General features: G+C 43.3%; 22 protein-coding genes and 1 pseudogene. 11 read left to right on the plus strand and 12 right to left on the minus strand.

The genetic code is table 11. The features are described 5' to 3' along the window. Nucleotides 1-47 precede the first annotated feature (47 nt). The 7 genes and pseudogenes from L0991_07610 to L0991_07640 form a co-directional block, all read right to left on the minus strand. Complete coding sequence (locus tag L0991_07610; protein XGB61315.1) at nt 48-803, minus strand: nucleotidyltransferase domain-containing protein; 756 nt, start codon at nt 801-803, stop codon at nt 48-50. A 13-nt stretch (nt 804-816) separates the two neighbouring features. Then, nucleotides 817-1,353, minus strand: a complete 537-nt coding sequence (locus tag L0991_07615; protein XGB61316.1) for a GNAT family N-acetyltransferase — start codon at nt 1,351-1,353, stop codon at nt 817-819. A 44-nt stretch (nt 1,354-1,397) separates the two neighbouring features. Beyond that, nucleotides 1,398-2,027, minus strand: coding sequence for a LysE family transporter (locus tag L0991_07620; GenBank protein XGB61317.1), 630 nt, complete (start codon nt 2,025-2,027; stop codon nt 1,398-1,400). A 188-nt stretch (nt 2,028-2,215) separates the two neighbouring features. Next, nucleotides 2,216-2,704 (minus strand): hypothetical protein, encoded by a 489-nt coding sequence (locus L0991_07625; protein XGB61318.1) that lies wholly within the window; start codon nt 2,702-2,704, stop codon nt 2,216-2,218. A gap of 63 nt (nt 2,705-2,767) precedes the next feature. Continuing rightward, nucleotides 2,768-3,019, minus strand: a complete 252-nt coding sequence (locus L0991_07630; GenBank protein XGB61319.1) for a TIGR03643 family protein — start codon at nt 3,017-3,019, stop codon at nt 2,768-2,770. A 111-nt stretch (nt 3,020-3,130) separates the two neighbouring features. Then, nucleotides 3,131-3,647: pseudogene (locus L0991_07635) on the minus strand (GNAT family N-acetyltransferase). Between the two features lie 157 nt (nt 3,648-3,804). Then, nucleotides 3,805-4,233, minus strand: coding sequence for a hypothetical protein (locus tag L0991_07640; GenBank protein XGB61320.1), 429 nt, complete (start codon nt 4,231-4,233; stop codon nt 3,805-3,807). A 515-nt stretch (nt 4,234-4,748) separates the two neighbouring features. Here L0991_07640 and L0991_07645 point away from each other — a divergent pair. Together L0991_07645 and L0991_07650 are read left to right on the plus strand one after the other, a co-directional pair. After that, nucleotides 4,749-4,946, plus strand: coding sequence for a hypothetical protein (locus L0991_07645; GenBank protein XGB61321.1), 198 nt, complete (start codon nt 4,749-4,751; stop codon nt 4,944-4,946). A gap of 223 nt (nt 4,947-5,169) precedes the next feature. Then, complete coding sequence (locus L0991_07650; protein XGB61322.1) at nt 5,170-5,589, plus strand: BLUF domain-containing protein; 420 nt, start codon at nt 5,170-5,172, stop codon at nt 5,587-5,589. An 84-nt stretch (nt 5,590-5,673) separates the two neighbouring features. Here the strand turns inward: L0991_07650 and L0991_07655 are convergent, their stop codons facing one another. Genes L0991_07655 through L0991_07665 form a run of 3 tightly spaced genes read right to left on the minus strand, consistent with a single transcriptional unit; the run spans nt 5,674 to nt 7,179 of the window. Beyond that, nucleotides 5,674-6,129 carry a hypothetical protein gene (locus tag L0991_07655; GenBank protein XGB61323.1) on the minus strand — a complete coding sequence of 152 codons (456 nt, stop codon included), beginning with the start codon at nt 6,127-6,129 and terminating at the stop codon, nt 5,674-5,676. After that, nucleotides 6,120-6,569 (minus strand): hypothetical protein, encoded by a 450-nt coding sequence (locus L0991_07660; protein XGB61324.1) that lies wholly within the window; start codon nt 6,567-6,569, stop codon nt 6,120-6,122. Before L0991_07660 ends, L0991_07655 begins: the two co-directional genes overlap by 10 nt. Continuing rightward, nucleotides 6,562-7,179, minus strand: coding sequence for a winged helix-turn-helix domain-containing protein (locus tag L0991_07665; GenBank protein XGB61325.1), 618 nt, complete (start codon nt 7,177-7,179; stop codon nt 6,562-6,564). The genes L0991_07660 and L0991_07665 overlap by 8 nt, the downstream gene beginning before the upstream one ends. A gap of 253 nt (nt 7,180-7,432) precedes the next feature. On the opposite strand from L0991_07665, the gene L0991_07670 reads away from it, so the two are divergent. From L0991_07670 to L0991_07710, 9 genes are read left to right on the plus strand one after another with little or no spacing between them, the layout of a single operon-like run. After that, nucleotides 7,433-7,951, plus strand: a complete 519-nt coding sequence (locus L0991_07670) for a hypothetical protein (GenBank protein XGB61326.1) — start codon at nt 7,433-7,435, stop codon at nt 7,949-7,951. 18 nt (nt 7,952-7,969) lie between these two features. Continuing rightward, the gene (locus L0991_07675) at nt 7,970-8,488 is read left to right on the plus strand and encodes a hypothetical protein (protein XGB61327.1); all 519 of its coding nucleotides are present in this window, start codon (nt 7,970-7,972) and stop codon (nt 8,486-8,488) included. Next, nucleotides 8,485-11,268, plus strand: a complete 2,784-nt coding sequence (locus L0991_07680; GenBank protein XGB61328.1) for a TcfC E-set like domain-containing protein — start codon at nt 8,485-8,487, stop codon at nt 11,266-11,268. The genes L0991_07675 and L0991_07680 overlap by 4 nt, the downstream gene beginning before the upstream one ends. A 2-nt stretch (nt 11,269-11,270) precedes the next feature. Continuing rightward, complete coding sequence (locus tag L0991_07685) at nt 11,271-11,969, plus strand: hypothetical protein (GenBank protein ID XGB61329.1); 699 nt, start codon at nt 11,271-11,273, stop codon at nt 11,967-11,969. Beyond that, on the plus strand, nt 11,969-13,009 hold the full coding sequence (locus tag L0991_07690) for a hypothetical protein (protein XGB61330.1): 1,041 nt from the start codon (nt 11,969-11,971) through the stop codon (nt 13,007-13,009). The genes L0991_07685 and L0991_07690 overlap by 1 nt, the downstream gene beginning before the upstream one ends. Then, nucleotides 13,009-13,821, plus strand: a complete 813-nt coding sequence (locus L0991_07695; GenBank protein ID XGB61331.1) for an outer membrane beta-barrel protein — start codon at nt 13,009-13,011, stop codon at nt 13,819-13,821. The genes L0991_07690 and L0991_07695 overlap by 1 nt, the downstream gene beginning before the upstream one ends. A 2-nt stretch (nt 13,822-13,823) precedes the next feature. Then, entirely contained in the window at nt 13,824-14,372 is a 549-nt protein-coding gene (locus L0991_07700; GenBank protein XGB61332.1) for a helix-turn-helix domain-containing protein, read from the plus strand. Between the two features lie 6 nt (nt 14,373-14,378). Then, nucleotides 14,379-14,804, plus strand: a complete 426-nt coding sequence (locus tag L0991_07705; GenBank protein XGB61333.1) for a hypothetical protein — start codon at nt 14,379-14,381, stop codon at nt 14,802-14,804. Beyond that, nucleotides 14,755-15,246 (plus strand): hypothetical protein, encoded by a 492-nt coding sequence (locus L0991_07710; protein XGB61334.1) that lies wholly within the window; start codon nt 14,755-14,757, stop codon nt 15,244-15,246. Before L0991_07705 ends, L0991_07710 begins: the two co-directional genes overlap by 50 nt. A gap of 75 nt (nt 15,247-15,321) precedes the next feature. On the opposite strand, the gene L0991_07715 is transcribed toward L0991_07710, so the two are convergent. Both L0991_07715 and L0991_07720 read right to left on the minus strand, forming a co-directional pair. After that, entirely contained in the window at nt 15,322-16,290 is a 969-nt protein-coding gene (locus L0991_07715; GenBank protein ID XGB61335.1) for an OmpA family protein, read from the minus strand. Nucleotides 16,291-16,345: 55 nt separating this feature from the next. Further along, nucleotides 16,346-19,861 carry a hypothetical protein gene (locus tag L0991_07720; protein ID XGB61336.1) on the minus strand — a complete coding sequence of 1,172 codons (3,516 nt, stop codon included), beginning with the start codon at nt 19,859-19,861 and terminating at the stop codon, nt 16,346-16,348. Nucleotides 19,862-19,885 lie beyond the last annotated feature (24 nt).

Raw genomic sequence — 19,885 nt, forward strand, 5'->3', positions numbered from 1 at the left:
GTGCATATACCAATGATTCCCTCATCAATTTGCAGGCTAAATGACGCTCACGACAAATTCTTGCTAAGCCTTTCATACAAATCCAAGGCTTCAACTTTAGAGGTTAATTGCCCGAGAGCGTATTGATGTGCTAATTCAATATCATCACTTTGCTCTGGATAATAACGCTTGGCTACAGCACTACACTGGCTCAGGTTTGTGTACCAACTTCCGTCTTTATCAGCGACAAAGTAATACGCCGCCCGCACTAACTTCTTGCCAATAACCTTAACTACATCTGTATCGGTCATTGTTTTAAAGGCTGGACTCATTTGCTCCAGAAAAGTAGACAGGTCACCATTAAGCGCTTGTGCTATTTCACTACTAGGTTTGTAGCGTGGAAAATCAATAGATAGATCATTACCCCAAATACAACAGCAACAGTGCTTGAGCCAAAACTGCCAATGGAATTTCTCTTGTGGTTGCAGCACTTCAGAAAGAAAACCAGGGTCAATATCAAGCTTTCTGACTTGGGGATATGCTTTGGGAATGATGTCGGAAAGGTGCTGAAATACTCGCTTCTCTTTTTTGCCAATAGGTGTATTGATTACGATAGAAACATCCAAATCCGATAGACCAACAACCGCAGTTCCTCTCGGCACACTTCCGTATAGGTAGATACCATCAATTTGATTCGGAAGGTCGCTTAACAACGAATCGACAACAGCACTTACAACCTCTTGGAACTCGGGAGCGATATTCATAGGGGAGTATAGGTTTTCGATGAACCCGTCTTTGTCGAGACCTCTAGTTTGATTCAGCATACCAATTATCATTTCAACTTCGTTCCCACTCTGAGCGGAGCATTGCTAATACAACGGTATCCCACCACTTATTTTTGAAGAATCGGTGCTCTTTAAAGCAAGCTTCTTGTCTCATTCCAAGTGACTTGCACAATTTTATCGCCGCTAGATTCTCACCAATGGTTTCCGCATAAATTCGATGAGCCCCTAACTCTGAAAACCCAAAACTAGCCAGAGCTTTGGCCGCTTCTATGGGTAGCCCTTTCCCCTGGATTTCTCTCGCAAAAGCGCAGCCCATTGAAGCTTGCTGGTTATCTTCAAGGCGTAAACACACGGTTCCGATAAACTTCCCTAACTCTTTACTTTCAACAGCTAATTGATAAGACTGACGAGGATCTTCCGCAGCCTGTTCAACAAACAATTGGGTGAGTTGATGGTATTTACTAGGCTCACAATCAGTCTCATCATAGAAACGCTGATATTTGGCGTCCTGTGACATAGCCACAAACGCGCTTTGATCCTCAAGCGTCATATCTCGAAGAACTAGTCGGTCAGTTTCTAGTTTGAACATCAGAGCTCCTTCTCATGTAACGAAATAAGCACAGCCTAAAGTTATTAAGACGCCATAACTTTAATACCAAACAAAGTAAACAAGCCGCCGGTTACATAATCCATGACATTTGAGATACGTGCATAAACACTTTTCGCTGCTCGATGTGAAAAGGCTGTCGCCAGAAACATATGCCAACATAAGGTAATACCAGACATAGTCAGCATAATGGCGATGGCCATCGGGATGGTAATATTTTCCGGCATAGAGACGCTAAACAAACTCACTACAAAGAAACCCGTCTTAGGGTTTAAGATGCTAGTGATGAACGCAGACATAAAGACTTTTCTACTTGAAGGCAGCATCGCTTCGCTAGCATTCAAACCTTCATCTAGCTGATTGGCTTTTCGTCTTAAAAGGATCTGGCGCATACCCAAATACAACAAATAACTGCCACCAACGATCTTCATAACGCTAAACAGTGCTGGGAAATGGGAGAACAAAATAACCAAGCCAGTGCATCCAAACAGTGACCATAGCAATATAGATGTACTGACACCAAAAGCAGAATATTTCGCTAGCTTGCGGTTATAGTGCAGCGCTGTGTTAATCGTCAACAGTACATTCGCGCCGGGCGTTGCGACCGCCAGCATCCATATCAACGCAACGTGAAGAAGAACCAATAAATATTCCATTCGCCTCTACTCAATTCACTCAAGCTTTAGTAATGATATCGCACGCACTAACGGTTTTGCGTCGCTTGATTCACAAAATTAGTGCGCTCGAACGTGGTGTGATGAGTGTCTTTCAACTCAGTATTAGAGTCCACATTTAGAACTAAAAAATGCCAAGCCATAAGATTCAACCAATCTAATAACGTCCACTAATCTCGACACTTTGCTAAGCCATAAAGTTCCAGTAGTTGCCTACCATCACTAGGCATCCCTTCATAGGCACCAAACGCACTAGAGTAATAGATAGGCAATGCTGTCATCACAAACTGAGCCAATGAAAAATAAACACCAAAATTAAGGACGTAAGAAGCAATGTAAGGGAGTTGATTGCTATTAATATAAAACAACGATAAACACAGGAGTAATGAGGTAAGTGGCCCCATAACTAGAGACCATGCTTGTAAGGATTTACTGCCCTCTTGAGTTATTGAGGCAAAGCCAACATTCATTGAAAAGCTTGAAATTGACAGTGTGAGGTTGCCAATTTGAACAACCTTGGCCTTTTCGCTATTCCCGAGGGTCACCTCAACTTTTTGACCCGCGATAAGCTGAGGGATTGCATGACCCAATTCATGCAATAAGGTGGCGATAGGCATCACAAACAAAAAGCCTAGCGCTAATCCAATCAAACTATTCAATCTCAATCTCCCTATTTAGAACGATAGCCACTGGTAGGAAGAGGTAAATGGTCAATAGAAAACCTACTGCCGCTTATATTGTGTTGGACAATAACCTCTCGACACTTCAGAGCTACGAAGTTTTACATGTTTTGTCGCGCGACCTGCGACGCGAGCGCGCCACAATTTGAAGCTACCTGGCTTCATATGGCTACGCATAAAACTAATCACCTGTGATTCATTTAAACCAAATTGGTGTTCTATTGCCTCAAATGGCGTTCGGTCTTCCCACGCCATTTCAATAATTCTTGATTCACTCTCTTTAGATAATTTCATTGTCTACTCATCCTTTAAAATCTGAGTAGAAGTACGCTCACTCTCACTTTTTAGATCAGGGCTTTACCACGAATCGATAAGGAACCGTCAAGCAGAGAACAGAGTTTGTTTTTACCCTCTCTCCAGCCACTCGCTACGCAGCACCCCATACTTCACCGAATCATAATATTCGCCTTGGTAATATCGCACCTTTCTCAGCCTCTTGCTGGAAACCTAGCTTCAAAGCGAGAGACATCATGCGCGGGTTACCTGACCAAGTAGTTAGCCCAACACGCTCAATCTTTTTGTTTTCGAATAAGTAAGTAATCCAGAGCGGAAGTGCTAATGCTGCGATCCCCTTCCCCCAATAATCAGAGTTATAAATGACCACGCCAGCTTCTAGCCAACGTGTCTCTTCGCATTCCCAATAGCAACTCACGGCTCCAACAGGTACACCGTCGACAACCACCAGCTGTAGATCATCGCCCTTGAGCAGTCGTTTAAACGAATGCGCTTCAAAACTTTCGAATGACGGATGAGAATACGAAAAATAAGGGCCATTAAACTTAGTCCACTCATCGTTTGAGATAACCAAAGCATAAATGGCAGCCAATTCGCTAGGCATTGCTGCTCTTATCGTTATGTCCATCCGCTTTCCTTACCCTATTTTCCTCAGTCCAAATAATCCTGAGTTATCAACTTTGGCTGTTCATCGTAGTTGAGTTTAAGCTCTTCAGAAAGTAAAAAGCTCGCCAATGATGACGAGCCTTGTTTAGGGTTGAACCATGCTAATTGCGAGGTCGCATTTAGCTTACAACTTGTTCTCGCAAATTCACTTCAACACTTTTTAAGATCTTAAACTCTTCACGAGTACAACCTCGAGCTATAGATACCCAGTGATCACCAGTTTCGTCTGACCTTTTAAATTCTGCACGAAGCTCGTATTTTCGCCACGAAACAAAAGCCAAAACAAAGGTCAGAGCGAGCATAGGTAGCCCAAACTGAGGTACGAGCGCCCAAGTTGCTGCAGATAGCATCAAGGCCAATGAAATGACATTGATTGCGTTTTCTTTGATGCCCAGCTGTCGGATTTCTAGCTGTTTGATTTTACGTAAGCTGTAAACATCCTTCTTGACTCGAAGTTCATCAGGACTCACTAGAAAGTCAGATGCCTTGTATGCTCTACGCAGCCTCAATAAATTCGCTAACCTATTGCGTGTGGGATTCTTATTCATCGCCTTTCTCCATGTTATTAAAGGTTAGTAAAAACTAATATAATCATGAAGTTATCGGTGAATGCTTATTTTATAAATCAAGGGAATATAAAAAGCAATGATATGAGATTAATAACACTTATAACAACACCAGCAAAACATTCAAAGTATCAATCAATCTATGTGAGAGCGAGTTGTTAATTTGCACTGTGCAAAAGGTAGTCACTAATTGACTCTTTCCGCTCCTCATAATGAACGCTCCCATTAACCACCACGTTTCACCTGTACTTTGTAACCAGTTATTTCAATTCATTTTGAACACGAGAGCCGCCTGCTTAGAGTTTGCTGAAGCCCCATCACATAAAGTGCTAACTTACATAGAATTCATCCAAATATAAGCACGCAGGTATCAGTAATTTGAATGGTTCAATCATTCATCGACTCATATCAGTGCAAGCTATCGATTAAGCAATTGATCTCATAATGTCAGCGCGGTATGGTTACTTTATACACACTGTTGCCTAATGGAGATGACGATGGACGAACTATTAACGCACGCTATGGAACAGAAACAACGCACAGTCGTAACAAGCTTATTTGCAAAAAATGGGTTTAAAATCGCCGCGACCGATTTTGATGATGTGACCTTTGAACGCGAAACCGTTTTGGTCAATGTTAGATTCGATGCATCTTCTAATGTCGAGTCAATTTCAGTGTCAAACCAAGGGATATGAACAAACGCGTAATTCAATAACAAGCAGGCAAAGATGTTCGACTATTGAAGATGGTAACCAAGTCTTACCCGCAATAAAGCACAAAGCTGAACTCGCCTCTCGCCTGCTTGTTGCCACCCTCCCAAAAAAACAAAGCAAATGATAAAACAATCAATAATTAGCAATCCTACGAGCTTGGCTTATATTTGTTAGTACCTTCGAACAAATAATCCAAGTGATAGCTATGTTCCTAACCCGGTTAATTTATGTCAGTACACTTTGTGAAAGTTGTGACGCTGAGGCTTTGAACGATATTCTCCAGATCTCGCACGACCGCAATAAACAAAGCCATTTGACAGGTCTTCTTAGTCACAACGACAAATATTTCCTCCAATGCATCGAAGGATCGAGAAGCGCCGTAAACCATACTTACAACCACATCCTAAATGATAAGCGCCATAAAAAGGTAATGATCCTGTATTTCAAGGAAATAGACTGTAGGCAATTTGGAGATTGGTCTATGGGAGATATCCCTCAATCAAGTTTGACCGAATTGGTGAACTTACAGTTTTCGACATCCAACCAATTCAACCCATATGAAATGTCCGGTGAAAGTGCTTATCAAATGCTTCTCGAGTTGAAGCAGAATTTACCATCCGAATAGCGCAATTTTCGCTAATTAAGCAAGACCGTCGCAAAATAAGGAGGCTGAGCATTATATGCTTAGCCTCTATTCGTATCATTAAGGTTAAGAAGAAGGGATTGAAGAAGTTGGTCCAAAAGAGCCTATAACGTCGATGTAGTTTTCATGCATTCCCAACCTAGGGTCTTCCTCAAGCCTTCTCAAGATATATTGTCCTTGGGCATCTTTCTTGATTTTATAAACCATTAAAGTTTGATGAGAGCGCAAAAATGCGTTGAGGTTATTCGGATTACCTTCCACTACTTTATCAACACGTACCGTAAGCATGTAAATCGTATCAAGTAGAACAGCATAATACCCGGTCCCGACAGCATGGGTACCGTCTTGGTAAGTTGCTTGCGCTTTAAAACGTCCATGAGAACCAATAATCGTCACATCACGGTCGTCAAAATGCGTGTCTATTTTGAAGTCGCTAAACGCAGCGCTAAACCAAGGTAACAATATGGGAAGAATAAGCACCACCAAAATGGCTAGTACTTTTGATTTTCGTGTTAATCCCATGCTTTTAACCGCCCTTGAACAACAACTTGATCAAACTTCTTCTCTATTTTGTCCTTTTGTAATAGCCCAACCATCGCACCATTTTTTTCAATAACACGCACGTGAGTCAGACCTCTGAAGTAGTTTTCAAGATCACTGGCAACAACCTTAGCTGCAAAACTAGGCTCTAAGTTCATTTCATAATTTCCATCCAATGAAAAGAAATACAGTGAATCCCCAAGAGAAGCATAGATTCCTCGATGAACCCGGTAAACATGCCCTTCATAGCTATGAATTGTTTTATATAAGCCAGATTTCGCGTTCAGTATAATTTCGTGTTCGTCATCTTCAAAATGTACGTATCCTGAAAAGTATGTACCCAGAGACAAAAACCAAGGTATTAAAAACAGAACGAAAATAAAAACTACAACGCGCATGCCCAGAGATTTGAGGCTAACCACTCACACCCCCTCCAAAGCATTCAAAACACTCGAAAGCTTCACGATAAACGAAATAAAACATCACCAGACCGATGAACAGCGCAATGGTTACTTCCCAAACGACGGGCTTTCTCCCCCAGCGAGATAAAACTTCAAACATTGATTGTGATGGCTGTTCTTGAATTAACTCGGGCGCTTCAACCTCCCCATCTGTTGCAGAAATTTGGTTCTCTGGAGATTGCACGTCGTCAACCAATACATGCTGTGATTCAGGAGACCTGTCACTCTTACTTACTAGCTCTTCATGAACAATATCTATGCCCATCGCATTAATGAACACATAGCCTTCTCCGGGTAAATTATTAACTTCGAACCCAAGCTCTAAGCTGTCTAACTTTTTCCGTAATTTCATAATAGCGACAGCAAGAGAGTTTTCACCGACAACTCTCCCTGGCCAACCTTTTTCTATCAAAGCCTGTTTATCAATCACTTCTCCGTGTGATTCACAAAAAGCCAACAGCAGATTGTATTCACTTCGATTCAGCTCTAAGGGTTGATTCTCTTGTCCTGAGTCACTGTCTATCAAAGTGATGGTTCTTCTTACTGTATCTATAGAAAGTTTTTTAAACATTCTTTTCCCTGTATTACTGCCACCTGAAAAAGTGACCTAAAAAAACATAAAACAATACTTATCAGAAACTTAACTTGGTCATCCCTAATAAATTAAACGTTATTAACTGCATATAAAGCACTATTAACGGGCTTTTATTTCCAATTGCTCTCCCCTTGAAGTCAAATCAGCTCCCTCGAAAGTGTGCCTGTGATATCGATTCCAATGCACTTTTTATTTTTATACATACATTTACTAACAATAGGTGAGAAACATGCAACTTAATAACTTTTTCGTGATAGGCGCAACAGCATTCGCAATGACTTCTGGCTCTGTATACGCAGCAGATGACGTAGCAACAGCCGACGCGATTTGGTCAGGCATTATCGGCAGTTCAGTACCAAGCTCAAACCTAATCATTACAGGCCTAGGTGGTGGTGACATTGAAACTGGTCAGCTATTTATCGACGCAGAGGGGAAATTTACCTCTTCAGACGTCGTCTTAGAAGCGCGCGATTTTGACTCAGAAAGCGCTACAACAGGTGATAGACAACCACTTGCGAACTGGACATATGTAGCATCACAAGTGTTGATTGATGGTCAACTTACGCAAGATGCACAAGTGAGCGTTTTCAATGATGGTACAGAACTAACAGTGGCGACACCCAACAGCTACCAAGGCTCTTATGTAAAACTATCAGTGGCTAACACTGCAGAAATCCAAGATATCCCTGTAGCAGGTACTGCACAAGTTATCGTTCAAATGGCTGCTAGCTACGACGGCGCACTTTAAGTCGTTTTGGGGAAAACTGTGAATTACTTAGCTCGCCCACTTCTTGCTCTGTTTGCTGCTAGCTCTATGAATTTATATGCGGATACTGAAACGTATACATTTCAGCTAACGAGCGACATCGATAAGAAGCACTTTTTTTCTTATCAGATTACTGAGGTCGCGTTTTCCCCTTCTTCATTGACGCTAACGGTCGATCCAAAAAGCAACTCTTTCCGAGACGCCACAACCCAATTATTGGTTGAAACCGATATTCCAAGTTCAGATCAATCGACTCGGTTCCAATTATTCATGACGGGCAATACTGCGCAGTGTTTCGACATTAATAAACAAGCACTGTCGACGCCTGCCGATCTTGTCAATGTCACTGTCGCGGAGCTGCCCTTAACGCCATCAAACCCTGTTCTGATGGATTTCAATACCACATCAGACGACCTCAAGAGTGGCGAGTACGACGTCATCTTGTCCTTTGGGGCTTTACCAACAGGCTCAAACCTGTGCCAAGGCCAGTTATCTGTTTTAGCGGAGCTTTCACTGTGAAAAATAGCACGTTTATTACAACAACGTTCTTAGGTTCGTTGACCTTGTCACAACTGGTTTTTGCTAATGGAAACACTTTAATCCCAGCGGGGTTTGAAGATTTTTATTCGCAACAAGAACGCGATGTCGAGATAAAAAACATTAATGGTCGTTACATGACGATTCCTATGCTGGTAACTTACAATTCAGTGCAATTCAGTAACCCTGACGATGCGACTGCAGTTGTAAATGAACTGATGTCATCAGGATTAAATGAGCGTACAGCAAAACAGATAGTTGCTGGCTTTGCTCGCGGCCAATCGAATACAGTTGACTGCCAAGGTGACCTGAACTTATGTAGCCTTACACCGAAAAGCTACGACACATTTTATGACTATCACTCAAACAAGCTATACGTCTATGTAAACAAAGAACTGCTTAAGGAGAGTAAACCGAAAGCACTCAAGAAGCATTACGCGTCTACCTACAACGCAAATCCAGGCTTAATTAACAACGCAAGCTTGTACACATCAAGCGATTTTACTAATAACTTGAATGTGAATTTAAGTGATCAATTCATCTTGGGACTGCCTTATGGCTCGGTTCATGTCGACACCTACTTAAGCAACCAAGAAGATACGTCAGAGCTTAATTATGGCTACTACAATCTTGAGTACCAAAACCTGCGTCTAACTACGGGCTATCACCAAGATCGCTTGGCGCTTAATAGCACCTCTTTCCTGCTAAACGGCACTCATTATCATGATGTAAATGTAAATTTGTCATCGAGTAAAAACCTAAGCCGCACCGCTAAAAACGAAGACCAATCACTGTACTTCTATGCCCAAACGCAAGGCGTACTCAAAATTCTACGCAATGATCAGATCATCGTTCAACAGTCGGTAAAAGAAGGTCAAGGAAGCATCAGCTACTCAGAACTACCCGATGGCGTTTATGACGTTACCGTTGAGATCTCGGTTGGAAACCAGATACTTTCCTCGGAGTCGGTGAGAATTTACAACGCGAATACCGACACGCTAAATACGGGAGAATTCGACTACTCGATCGCTGTAGGCCAATTCCAAGATAACGACACCTATCTAAATGATGACAGCCAACCTTCAAGTTTATCTTCATCCAAAGAACTCAAAGGTGTGGCATTCCTTCAAGGTGGATTGGCTTATAAATGGTCGGATACACAAACGGTTGCGATTGGTAGCACTATAACTAACGAACATGCGATGGCGCAATTGGGGTCTAAAGGCTACCTACCATTCGACAGTCGCTATGAAATGTTCCTTTCGAATATCGACAGTGAGGCTTGGTATTTATCTGGCTACTGGAACCTAGGTGCATTGGGCTTTACCTATGAGCGCCTAAACAACCCAGACCAAAACCCATTTGCAGAATATTTATACGGTGCCAGTGACAAAGAACAGCTCGGTATTTCCACCAGCTACACCATTGGTGACACCGTGCGTGGATATAGCTCAGTGAATCACATAGAACAAAGTAATTTATACAACAGCTCACTAAGCAATTGGTCACTGTCTTCTGGTTTAAGTGCGCCGTTTATTGTCGATTCAACTCTCGACCTTAACGTCACCTTTAACAATGAACAACTGACATCCAATTGGGAGGATGGTGAGCTCTCTATCTCTCTGAATTGGTCGGTACCTCTTTCATCGAAGCTTACTGGCAATACGGGTTTCACCGTCACAGAAAATGGCTTTAGCCAATATACCAATAGCTTAGAAACGCAGGATCTCGTCGACGACCAAGACGCGGACTTGCGACTCACCGCGAGCAACAGTTACTACGTTAACTCCCCTAATGCGGCGGTAACGAATGTAACAGCGTACGCCGCTAAACGTGACGAGCATTACCAAGCTGACGGCTTTGTCTACGCCGCGAACAACGGCGAAAAAGCGTTAAACGCAACATTACGTAGCACCCAAATTATTGGTGGTGAGAGCGTGAGTTTCACTACAGCAAAAAGTGATGCTTACGTGGTGGTCGATACTCAAAACAACATCCGCTTTGATGTCGATGAACGAAAAACCAAAGGGTTGGTAGTGGTAAGAACCGATGACCAAGTGATGAACAAACAATACATCTACGATGACCGCGCAGTCATTACTTTAGATGACTACCAAGCCGCAACCATCGAGCTTGATGTCGAGAGCGTCGCTTTGCACAACACTGGTCAACAATCAGTAACTGGATACACGCACCCTGGTTCAGTCATTGAATTGAATTCAAACGTGAGTCGTGTGATTAGTTTTGTCAGCAAATTCAAAGATATTTTCGGCAACGATGTACACGACATTGAATGTGAAGGTCCGGCTTGTTTGAACGTATCAAGCATTACGTCTGGCATTCACAAAGTTGACGTACAAGAAGGTCAACAGTTCGCTTTAACCACTAACGGTCAGCAATGCTATTTGCCATCGGTTGATGATGCAAAGCAACTGAACTTTGGTACCAACTTCTGCCAACCGAACTTGAATCCGATGGAATCTATGATGTTGGTGAGCAACAACGAAGAAATAAACGTGATGTACATCGGTGAATTCGATGACATCAACATACTGAACAAACAATTGCATGCGCTGACTGACAACGGAATGGAGTTTATTACCACTCGTCTAGGTCGTACTTCTTTTGTTTATCTGACTGTAAATAAGGATCTTCAACTCAGTCATCAACAACGTCAACACATAGAAAATGTTGCTCGCTACGCCAATTCGGAATCGCTACGAGAGCACAACTTTGTACTTAACCGACCTGAAGGTAACTGATTATGAAAAAGCTTCCTATCTTACTGACTGCTGCTCTTGCAACCTCTGTTAACGCGATGAACGTAGACACCATGTTATTGGTTGGAGACGAATACGGAAATGGTGTATTCACTCTTTCAAACAGCAATAAAATTACAGAATTCATTCAATCCAACATTACTCAATTGCTGGTTGAAGATGGCGAGATCACGCGCGTGCCATACGCTGAGGATAACTTTGAAGACTGGCGAGTAACGCTGACTCATAACAAAACTATCCTAGAACCGCACCGTCAAAAGCAAATTGGCGTGCGCTCTTTGTGTGGGAACAAGTGTAATTTTACTGAAGACCAGTACTACCTTGTCAGCTTTGAACCTTCTCCGTACGACCCTGAAGGAAAATTGGATTCAGCCGTGACGATTAACTTTGGCTACCGTCCTTTATTTGTTATCCCCGCACAAGCTCAAGATATTGATTATTCGATTTCTTTAGATCAAGGCCAACTACACATTAACAACACAGGTAACAGCTTTGTGCGTGCCTATGTCGATCAATGCACAGACGAAGTAACAGAAGATTGTGAAGTCACCATCATGTCTCTAGCTGGCCGTGAGCGTAGCTACCCCCTGCCAGAAAACATCGACCTTTCGGACCTAAAAGTCACTGTTGTTAACCACGACGAAAGTTACCGCCAAGATGTGACTCTGAGTGAGAGCAAATAATGAAACAATTCGTTTTATGGTCGCTACTGTTCGCGGCTATGCCAAACTATGCAGCCACCCTCAACATCAATATTGAGGGACAGCAAGTACGCTTTGAAAACGCCATCGCAATCGGTGGAAATAACTATACCTTGAGTGATTGGTCTATCGCGAATGGCCTCACGCCAACGAGTCAGTTTTTGCCAAGTGCATTTGTTACTGACAAGCCAGACACCATGACATTGACTAGTAATGCTGGTCAGAATGTGGAAGCGGCAATTGCGGTTAATGGCTTGCAATACAATACAGCGTCGAACCAGTACACACGTGGCGACAATCAGTTTGTCACACCAGTTTGTAGCCAGTCTCAACTGTCGGGAAATCTAGTCACGCTTCATGACAGCGATACACAAAACTGCAGTGCGAATTTCTCATTGGATTATCCGCAATCCATCACGCCGTTTTATTTCTATCGTCCGACCTTCAACATAGATACAGCTTCACTATTGAACACACTTCAAGGTCAAACAAAGGGTGTCTATACGGCGACGATCCCAGCGGACATTAAATACTATTACCGATCTGCGGGTGGCGCGCTGACCTACCGAATTTTGCCTGACGTTTTTACCGTTAATATCGACTACACACCGAACAGCTTAGAGAGCATAGATGTGGTAGGCGATGGCGTACTACACCCAGTGTATGACACAACGAACCATACCGTTTCAGCACAGACCACGTTCAACGTCACCGCGCTAGGCCAGTTCAGTACTGGCTTATCGATGACCGTACTCACCAATGAATTTGAGCTGACATCAGCATCAGGTAAGACATCGATTCCCTACTCTATCCAGTGCAATGAAGCGAACTGTGAGGATACAGATTGGGTTAAAGATGGCGTCAATCAACTCGACAATAATCAAACCAGCTATGTGATTCAGTCACCGAGCTCAGTGATCAATTTCGATCTTAATGTTAACTACCAGAATATTCCTTCGACAGACGTTGAAACCGCTACTTATTCAGGAAACTTCACCGTGATGTTTGAGGAGTTGTACTAATGAAACTATCGACTTTTTCTTTCGGTGACGCTTTGGCGACGAAATACGCTATCGCCGGAGCCTTAATTCTGCCTAACCTATGCTTGGCCGACACTTCACCGTTTTACATCGGTGCTGACGTCACTAACGCAGGCAAAACAAACTCTGACGTATCTGACAACGCATTTGGTGGGCAGATTCTATTGGGCTATGACCTAAGTGAAACCTGGTCCCTTGAAGCCAGCACCGGCTATTACGGGCACATTAAAACAATGATAGAACCCGACTACCCTTACTCTGAAGTGATCGAAGAAAGATTCAGTGGCACTGATATTTCGCTACTGGGCTCTCTCCCACTCTCTCGTCAATACAACCTGTATGCAGGAGCTGGAGCTTTACTAGAAGGAAGCAGCTGGTCCCCGATTACACAGTTTGGCGTAGAGTATGAGTTTGATGAACAGCTAACGATGAAGTTTGGCTATAAGTTCGTCTTCAACAATGACCCAGAAAAAGACCTTCAAGTGCTGAGTATAGGCATGCGTTATCACTTCCCTATGCAGCACACAAGAGAACCTGAACCCTTCGTTTACGATGATATAAAGGTTACCTCAACATCAGAAAGAACCATTTATGAGCCCAAGGTCGAGCAGCAGATCTGTAAGCCAATTCGTTACATCGTAAAACAAGGTGACTGGTTGATTAAAATTGCCCAAAAACAGCAAATCAGTTTCGAAGTGTTGAAACAGCTGAATGGCAACTTTACCGACCTTAAAAACATCAATTTGATCTACGCAGGAGATGTCGTCCTTGTACCAAATAGGCACTGTAATTAGTTATGTTGTTGTATTTAAATAACCAAAATGACGCTCTAGAAATCTACGATCAATCTCTGAGGATTATAAACTCAGTATCTCTTAGCCTCATTGAACTAAATATTCTCCAAGTACTATATAAGAATGTTTATAAGCCTTGTACGCGACAAGAATTGAAGCAAGCAGGATGGCCAGACCGTGTGGTAGGCCCAAACTCGTTGAATGTTTGTATTATGCATCTTCGGAAAAAACTTAAGTCGATCATTCCAGAATCAGAAATAAGAGTAGTACCTTCGCACGGCTATAAGTTGCTAGTTCCCACCTCATTTAGCTTAATCAATGAAGAGGAATTTCCCGATATAAGACTGAAAGTTAACGCAAAAAAAACCATAGAGACACAACTGGAGAACAATCTAAGCTCATCGGCGCTAAATAAGAGCACACGAGTTTATGCTGAGTATGGATTAACCAGTAGCAAAGAGCGTCACAAGAAAATTAGATGGGAGGACCTCGCGCTTACTGCCTGCATCTGGCTATATGCGATTTCACTCTATCACTCAATTTTTAACTGAGGCCCCATGAGACTCAAACGACCACTACTTATTATTATTGCCATATTGTCTATCCCCTATATCAACGCAACGGGTGGAGAGTTTTCTGTTTATTCCGGCCAGACTAGGCAACATGCAGAAACCCACATGCAATTCTTTCACGGTCTGTACTCGTCGGTTCAATTTTTGCCCCACGAGGTAGTAAGGAAAGGATATGGCATTTATGCGGTGCTGAATGACACGGTTTTCATGCTCGCTTTAGACAAAGACTACGAATTTCTTAACCCGAATATTGATGACAGAGAGGTACTCAAACTCGATGCTCTTCAGCACCTATCAAAAATCAATGTTGCGCAGCTAAGCTCGGACAAGAACACAATTTATATGCGAAAACGGTTGGAACATGAAAAAATCGAAAACATTCAATTTAAAGGCGATTTGGGCTTCTGGTAAAATTTCATTATGGAAAGTATCGCTAATACTTGCGGTTCTGTTGTTGATGAGCCCTTGGATCAAACTCGTTGGGTATGAGTTCACACTCGAGAGTTGTTTAGATAGTCCCCAACGATCTTTGCATGTCTACATCAACAATGGTGTGTTTACCTTTGTGAATATTTTGTCTGACGGCACCACTAGAAAGAGTTCGGGCCTGGTTGGTTTTACACAAAACACACTCTATTTTCTGATTTTAGAGTCAAAGTACCTACACGTAGATGACCACTTGTCTCCAGAACTCAAACGTGACTTCATTAATGCCAACAATCGGCTTTTTGATGTTCGATTAAAAGCGCAAGGCGAGCACAATGTTTTGATGTCATTTGATGAAGAGTTACAGTTTCAAAAGGTACAAACTCAAATCGCCAAGATTCAAGGTAGCTACCCCAAAATTAATTGATCCTCCTGAATAAACTAGACGCATCAAAAAGCCCCAACGCATGGGGCTTTTTATCGTCATTTGAAAAGCTAGCTTTTAATCATTACCAAGCTTCTTTTCGCTTTCACGACGAAGAAACTCTTGCTCACTACCCGACAGTGTTTGCTGTTCAGCCGTAATATCCGATTCTTTAAACACGATAAACGCTCGGCGGTTAAGTGCATCCGCTTTCTCTGAACGTTCGTTTATCGCTGGCTGCAATTTACCAAACGACTTCACTTCCCAGATAAACTGTTTAGGGTCGAGTTTGGTTTTGAGGTACTTCACCACGCTTTCTGCGCGGCGCTCCGCTAACTTCTCGTTGTAAGAAACCGAACCAGCTTGGTCAGTATGCCCTGCCACCATGATGTTGCCTTGCAAGCCACTCAATTGAGATGCAAAGTCATCTAACTGAGTTAAGTCCTCTGGTTTCAGCACTGACTTATCAAAATCAAAGTGCGGTGTGATCGCCATATACACTTTACGCTCAGGTTTTGGTGGCTCACAGAAAGGCATCTCTTCGTACTTCTGCGCTTCTTCAAACACGATAAACGCACGGCGGTTCTCCGCTCGGTCTTTATCTGTTTTACCTAGCAACAGAGGCTGAGTTTCGCCGAGGTGTTTCACTTCCCAATCGTAATTCTTAGGGTCCAAATGCGTCTGTAGGTAGTCAGCCACTGACTTAGCGCGTCGCTGAGAAAGGCGCTCATTATATTCCTGAGAACCTTTGTAATCGGTGTGCCCGACAATCGTGATACGCCCTTTTAAGCCTCTGATCTCTTGAACGAAGCTATCTAGGTTGATCTTGTCGAGGTCACGTAGCTTGTACTTATCAAAAGCAAAGTGCTCTGCAATCGCAATGTGCACTTCACGTTCAGGTGCTAAACATTCACTAATCAGAAACTTAGAAACATCTAAACCTGCAAACTTGTCTCGGTTTTCTTGACTCACATAGGTGTCGGTTGCACAGCCAGCAAGTATCAAAGCGCTCATTACGCCGCTGACTAGGCCAATTGTTATTTTCATCTTATTGTTTGTTCTCAATTTTCAACTCTCTGCTTTCTGTCCACTTGGGAATCGCTTAAATCTTACCGACTAAGTTAATGAACACGCCTGATGCGTCATAATCATCATCGTTGGTTAAGTCGCTATCAAACGCAGAGAAGTTATAACCAATGCCCATTTTTAGGTTCTCACCAATGTGCTTGTTCACAGAGACTAAGGCGCCGTGCTCTAACTCATCATTGAGTGTGTCAGTTTTCCAGTGATATTCACCCGTTACATCCCACTCTTTCATCACACGGTAAGAAGCACTAAGCCCGTATAAATCGATGTCGCTTTTAACGATCTCGTTCGCGCCAGAAGCACGCTCAAAAGCTTGCTCTTTATCTTTATGCGCATACTTAGTGCCGACATCCCAATGCTGATCAATTGAGTAGATCGCTTCCACCTCAATGATCTGGCTGGTTTCATCTTGATAATCCACATCGCGATCTAGCTGGTCGAAGTCTGAAATATAGGTGTAGCGACTCAATAAGTTGAGTCGATCGTTGTAGATCGGTCGATACGCTAGTCCACCTGTGGCTTCAGTGAATTGCGCCATGGTTTCGCCAGTAGTTTCACTCTCTGTGATTGAATAGTTGTACTTACCAAACAGCGTGTACTCTTCTGTTAAGTGATGCGTGTAACGGTTGGTCGTCACGATTTGTTGCAGCTCACGCTGTGCTATCTCTGGGTCGTCTTCACTCTTATCCACTCGGTATTCAAATTTGTGATTTAGGGTGATGTCATCTAGATCGATTGAGGCATTGAAACTGATGGACTCACGCTCTGTTGTGATGTTCTGGTCGTCTTCGATTTCACCCAGTTGATAACCGATGCCCATTTCAACATCTTCCGTCACGTCATAACCGAAGCCATAGGAATCGATGCGGCCGTGGCCATCGTTTTCATCAACGAATTGGTTCTCTTGGTAGAAATCGACACTGCTGGTGAGGTCCGCACGTTGCCCGACAATCACGTTATTTTGGCCTTCGTAGTTGTCATCAACATAAGTAAGGTACGTTGAATGATCATCCGACACATCGTAAGTCACGGTCGCTTCAGCAACTTGCCCGCGGTCACCATCGGTATATTCACCACCTAATGACAAATCGTCCAGCACTTGGAATTCCGCACCAATCGAGGCACTGTCGTTCTCGTCATAATCATCCGACTGTGCGACTGTGGTTTGGCCTTTGATGTAGACGCTGTTATCACTGTCCCACATGTACTCCAATCTCACACCCGCTAAAGTCGCATCACTTTGCTCATCGTTTTGGTTAAGCTCTTCGGTTTGTTGCCCGGCTGCTGAAACCTTGATGTGCTGAGTGATTTTGACTTGAGTTTCGATCTCAATCGTTTCAGTATCTGTTTCTAGATTACCGTCAACATCGCGCTCTTCGTTGGTGGAAAAACGGGAAAGTACCGCTAAACGATCCGTCGCTTGCAAACGAAGTTCAGCGCCATAGGCTTCTTGCTCTAGGTCATCGCTGCTGCTCGCGTAGCTGTACCCTGCGTCTTTGTCTCGATACCAAAGCTTGAAGTCATTACCTACTGCACCAAAGATAGTTGGTGCTAGGTCATAAAGGCTCGTCACTGCGGTAATTTGAACACTGTCGCCCTCACGATCTTCTAAGGTATCGCCAATAGGTGTAAAGGTTAAACCACCGTCTGTAGAGACGAAGTTCGATTCAGTTTGAGTACCTTCACTGTGGGCAAACTCGGCTTTAATGTAGGTGCCTTCAGTCGCACGCAACGTTAAATCGGTGCCGTAAGACTCGTAATCTTGGTTATCTTTTTCTTGCGTCGCATAAGTGACACCGACACCGATATGATCGTTAACCCAACCTTTTGCTCGTCCACCATACGACATGGCATCGAGTGAGTCTGAACCTTGTGGAACGTATTCATAATCGACAACCAGAAAATTTTCGTAGTCATCGCCGTTTTCGATCACGCTACCAAAACTGTCAGACAAGATATTGTCGAGTGGTTTAGTCAAAATGATTCGGCCTTGGTACGGGTCGAAGTCATAGTCGACGCCCGGCTCAAGTGGGATTTCGCTTTGTACTAGACCAAATTCATCTTTTACTTTTACGTAAACCTTGTCACTTCCCGGTACCGCTTCACCGTGGCGAAGGAAATACAGAGAGCCGCCTGTACCTAAGAACTCATCATGCGCATATAAGGAGTCAGCTTCTGCCGTAAAACCGACCACGTTTAAGCGGTCTTCACCGTATTGTGTGGTATCTCGAGTACGGTAATCGGCTTTGAATCCATATAGGCTACGGTTGTAATCGTTATTCTCAGTACCGGTTAACCCCGTGTTGTAGTTTCCCCATAAATACTGCGATTTATCGTATTCTACGTTGAGGTAAACCTTACCCTTGGTGTTGACTACTTTTTCAATGTTTGAGCTGTCACCATAGTTGCCGTAATAAAGCTCATCATCGTCTTCGAGAATATCGAACACATCCGAATCGTCTGATGCAAACGGATGTTTGAACATATCTTTTATCTCACTTTCTCGAGTATCAAAGTGAGTGGTCACGCGAAGCTTATCGCCAAATTTACCCTGACCAAAGTACGCCAAACGTCCTTGGTTATAGATATCATCTTGATATTGGTCATCAACGCTCAACGCACTGTTATTACCAGAGACATTGTTCTTCCCAACATAAAGATCAGCCAAACCCGTTTGAGCGTAGTACGTATCTGGAATACGAACGTAGAGCTTATAACGACGCTCATCGCCGTTATCAAATACAACCTTGGTTGGGAAAATGTAAGAGTCTGTCGGCAGATACTGTTCTGCGTATAAGTTGCCATCTTCGACGTCAAATTCATCTTCACCGATGATGACCTTATCAACGCCTTTCAAACCGGTACCAATGAACTTAGCTAAACCAGCATTGGTCGGGATGTTATGGCGCATCAACTTGGCTTGACCGTAGCTTTTGTCTTTGCTCTCTTCATCGTCGTTATCGTTACGGTCGATGTCCACTTCAGAGTCAGGCTTCACCAAATCCGTCACACCAACCGTGGTCACGTCCATGTTGCCATCTTTGTCCCACGCTTTTAGACGGAACATCAGCTGCTCACCCACCTCAAACTGGTAGTCGACATCGGTTTGACCATCCCAATTGATGTCTGAGTCGTTTGCCAATTTATCGCCATCAAGTACCGCGATGGGCTCAGATAAACCAAAATCGCCGACACGGTACACTTCCAACTGGTACTTTTTGATGTAGTAACCATAGTTAGTCGTGATCGTGAAACCGACGCTGTCACGCAATGTGCCTTGTTCCACTTCTAACTCGTCGCTGACGCTGACATCTAATACGGGGTCAAAACGAGTGATGTCGCGGCTTGCCCAAATAGCGCCTTGTTCAAGGTAAATACGTGAGCTGTCTTGCGCCTGGTTAGACTTGGTAATTTCAATGCCCGTTGTCTCAGAACCAAGCTTTTCAAGCTTACCCGTGTCTTTGGCCAGTGCCATTGCAGGGATCGCAGCCAACACACACGTGGCTACACGGGACTTACTAAATACTTTCATACAATTTCCAGATACGGTTCCAAT

This window comes from Vibrio chagasii (assembly GCA_041879415.1).
In the GTDB taxonomy this organism is placed as follows: Bacteria; Pseudomonadota; Gammaproteobacteria; order Enterobacterales; family Vibrionaceae; genus Vibrio.

Coding starts and splice junctions, on each gene's coding strand:
- L0991_07685 (XGB61329.1), top strand. CDS start 11,271: ATGAAAAAGCTTCCTATCTTACTGACTGCTGCTCTTGCAACCTCTGTT.
- L0991_07610 (XGB61315.1), bottom strand. CDS start 803: ATGCTGAATCAAACTAGAGGTCTCGACAAAGACGGGTTCATCGAAAAC.
- L0991_07620 (XGB61317.1), bottom strand. CDS start 2,027: ATGGAATATTTATTGGTTCTTCTTCACGTTGCGTTGATATGGATGCTG.
- L0991_07720 (XGB61336.1), bottom strand. CDS start 19,861: ATGAAAGTATTTAGTAAGTCCCGTGTAGCCACGTGTGTGTTGGCTGCG.
- L0991_07665 (XGB61325.1), bottom strand. CDS start 7,179: ATGTTTAAAAAACTTTCTATAGATACAGTAAGAAGAACCATCACTTTG.
- L0991_07645 (XGB61321.1), top strand. CDS start 4,749: ATGGACGAACTATTAACGCACGCTATGGAACAGAAACAACGCACAGTC.
- L0991_07690 (XGB61330.1), top strand. CDS start 11,969: ATGAAACAATTCGTTTTATGGTCGCTACTGTTCGCGGCTATGCCAAAC.
- L0991_07655 (XGB61323.1), bottom strand. CDS start 6,129: ATGGGATTAACACGAAAATCAAAAGTACTAGCCATTTTGGTGGTGCTT.
- L0991_07640 (XGB61320.1), bottom strand. CDS start 4,233: ATGAATAAGAATCCCACACGCAATAGGTTAGCGAATTTATTGAGGCTG.
- L0991_07705 (XGB61333.1), top strand. CDS start 14,379: ATGAGACTCAAACGACCACTACTTATTATTATTGCCATATTGTCTATC.
- L0991_07710 (XGB61334.1), top strand. CDS start 14,755: ATGAAAAAATCGAAAACATTCAATTTAAAGGCGATTTGGGCTTCTGGT.
- L0991_07700 (XGB61332.1), top strand. CDS start 13,824: ATGTTGTTGTATTTAAATAACCAAAATGACGCTCTAGAAATCTACGAT.
- L0991_07630 (XGB61319.1), bottom strand. CDS start 3,019: ATGAAATTATCTAAAGAGAGTGAATCAAGAATTATTGAAATGGCGTGG.
- L0991_07670 (XGB61326.1), top strand. CDS start 7,433: ATGCAACTTAATAACTTTTTCGTGATAGGCGCAACAGCATTCGCAATG.
- L0991_07695 (XGB61331.1), top strand. CDS start 13,009: ATGAAACTATCGACTTTTTCTTTCGGTGACGCTTTGGCGACGAAATAC.
- L0991_07715 (XGB61335.1), bottom strand. CDS start 16,290: ATGAAAATAACAATTGGCCTAGTCAGCGGCGTAATGAGCGCTTTGATA.
- L0991_07615 (XGB61316.1), bottom strand. CDS start 1,353: ATGTTCAAACTAGAAACTGACCGACTAGTTCTTCGAGATATGACGCTT.
- L0991_07650 (XGB61322.1), top strand. CDS start 5,170: ATGTTCCTAACCCGGTTAATTTATGTCAGTACACTTTGTGAAAGTTGT.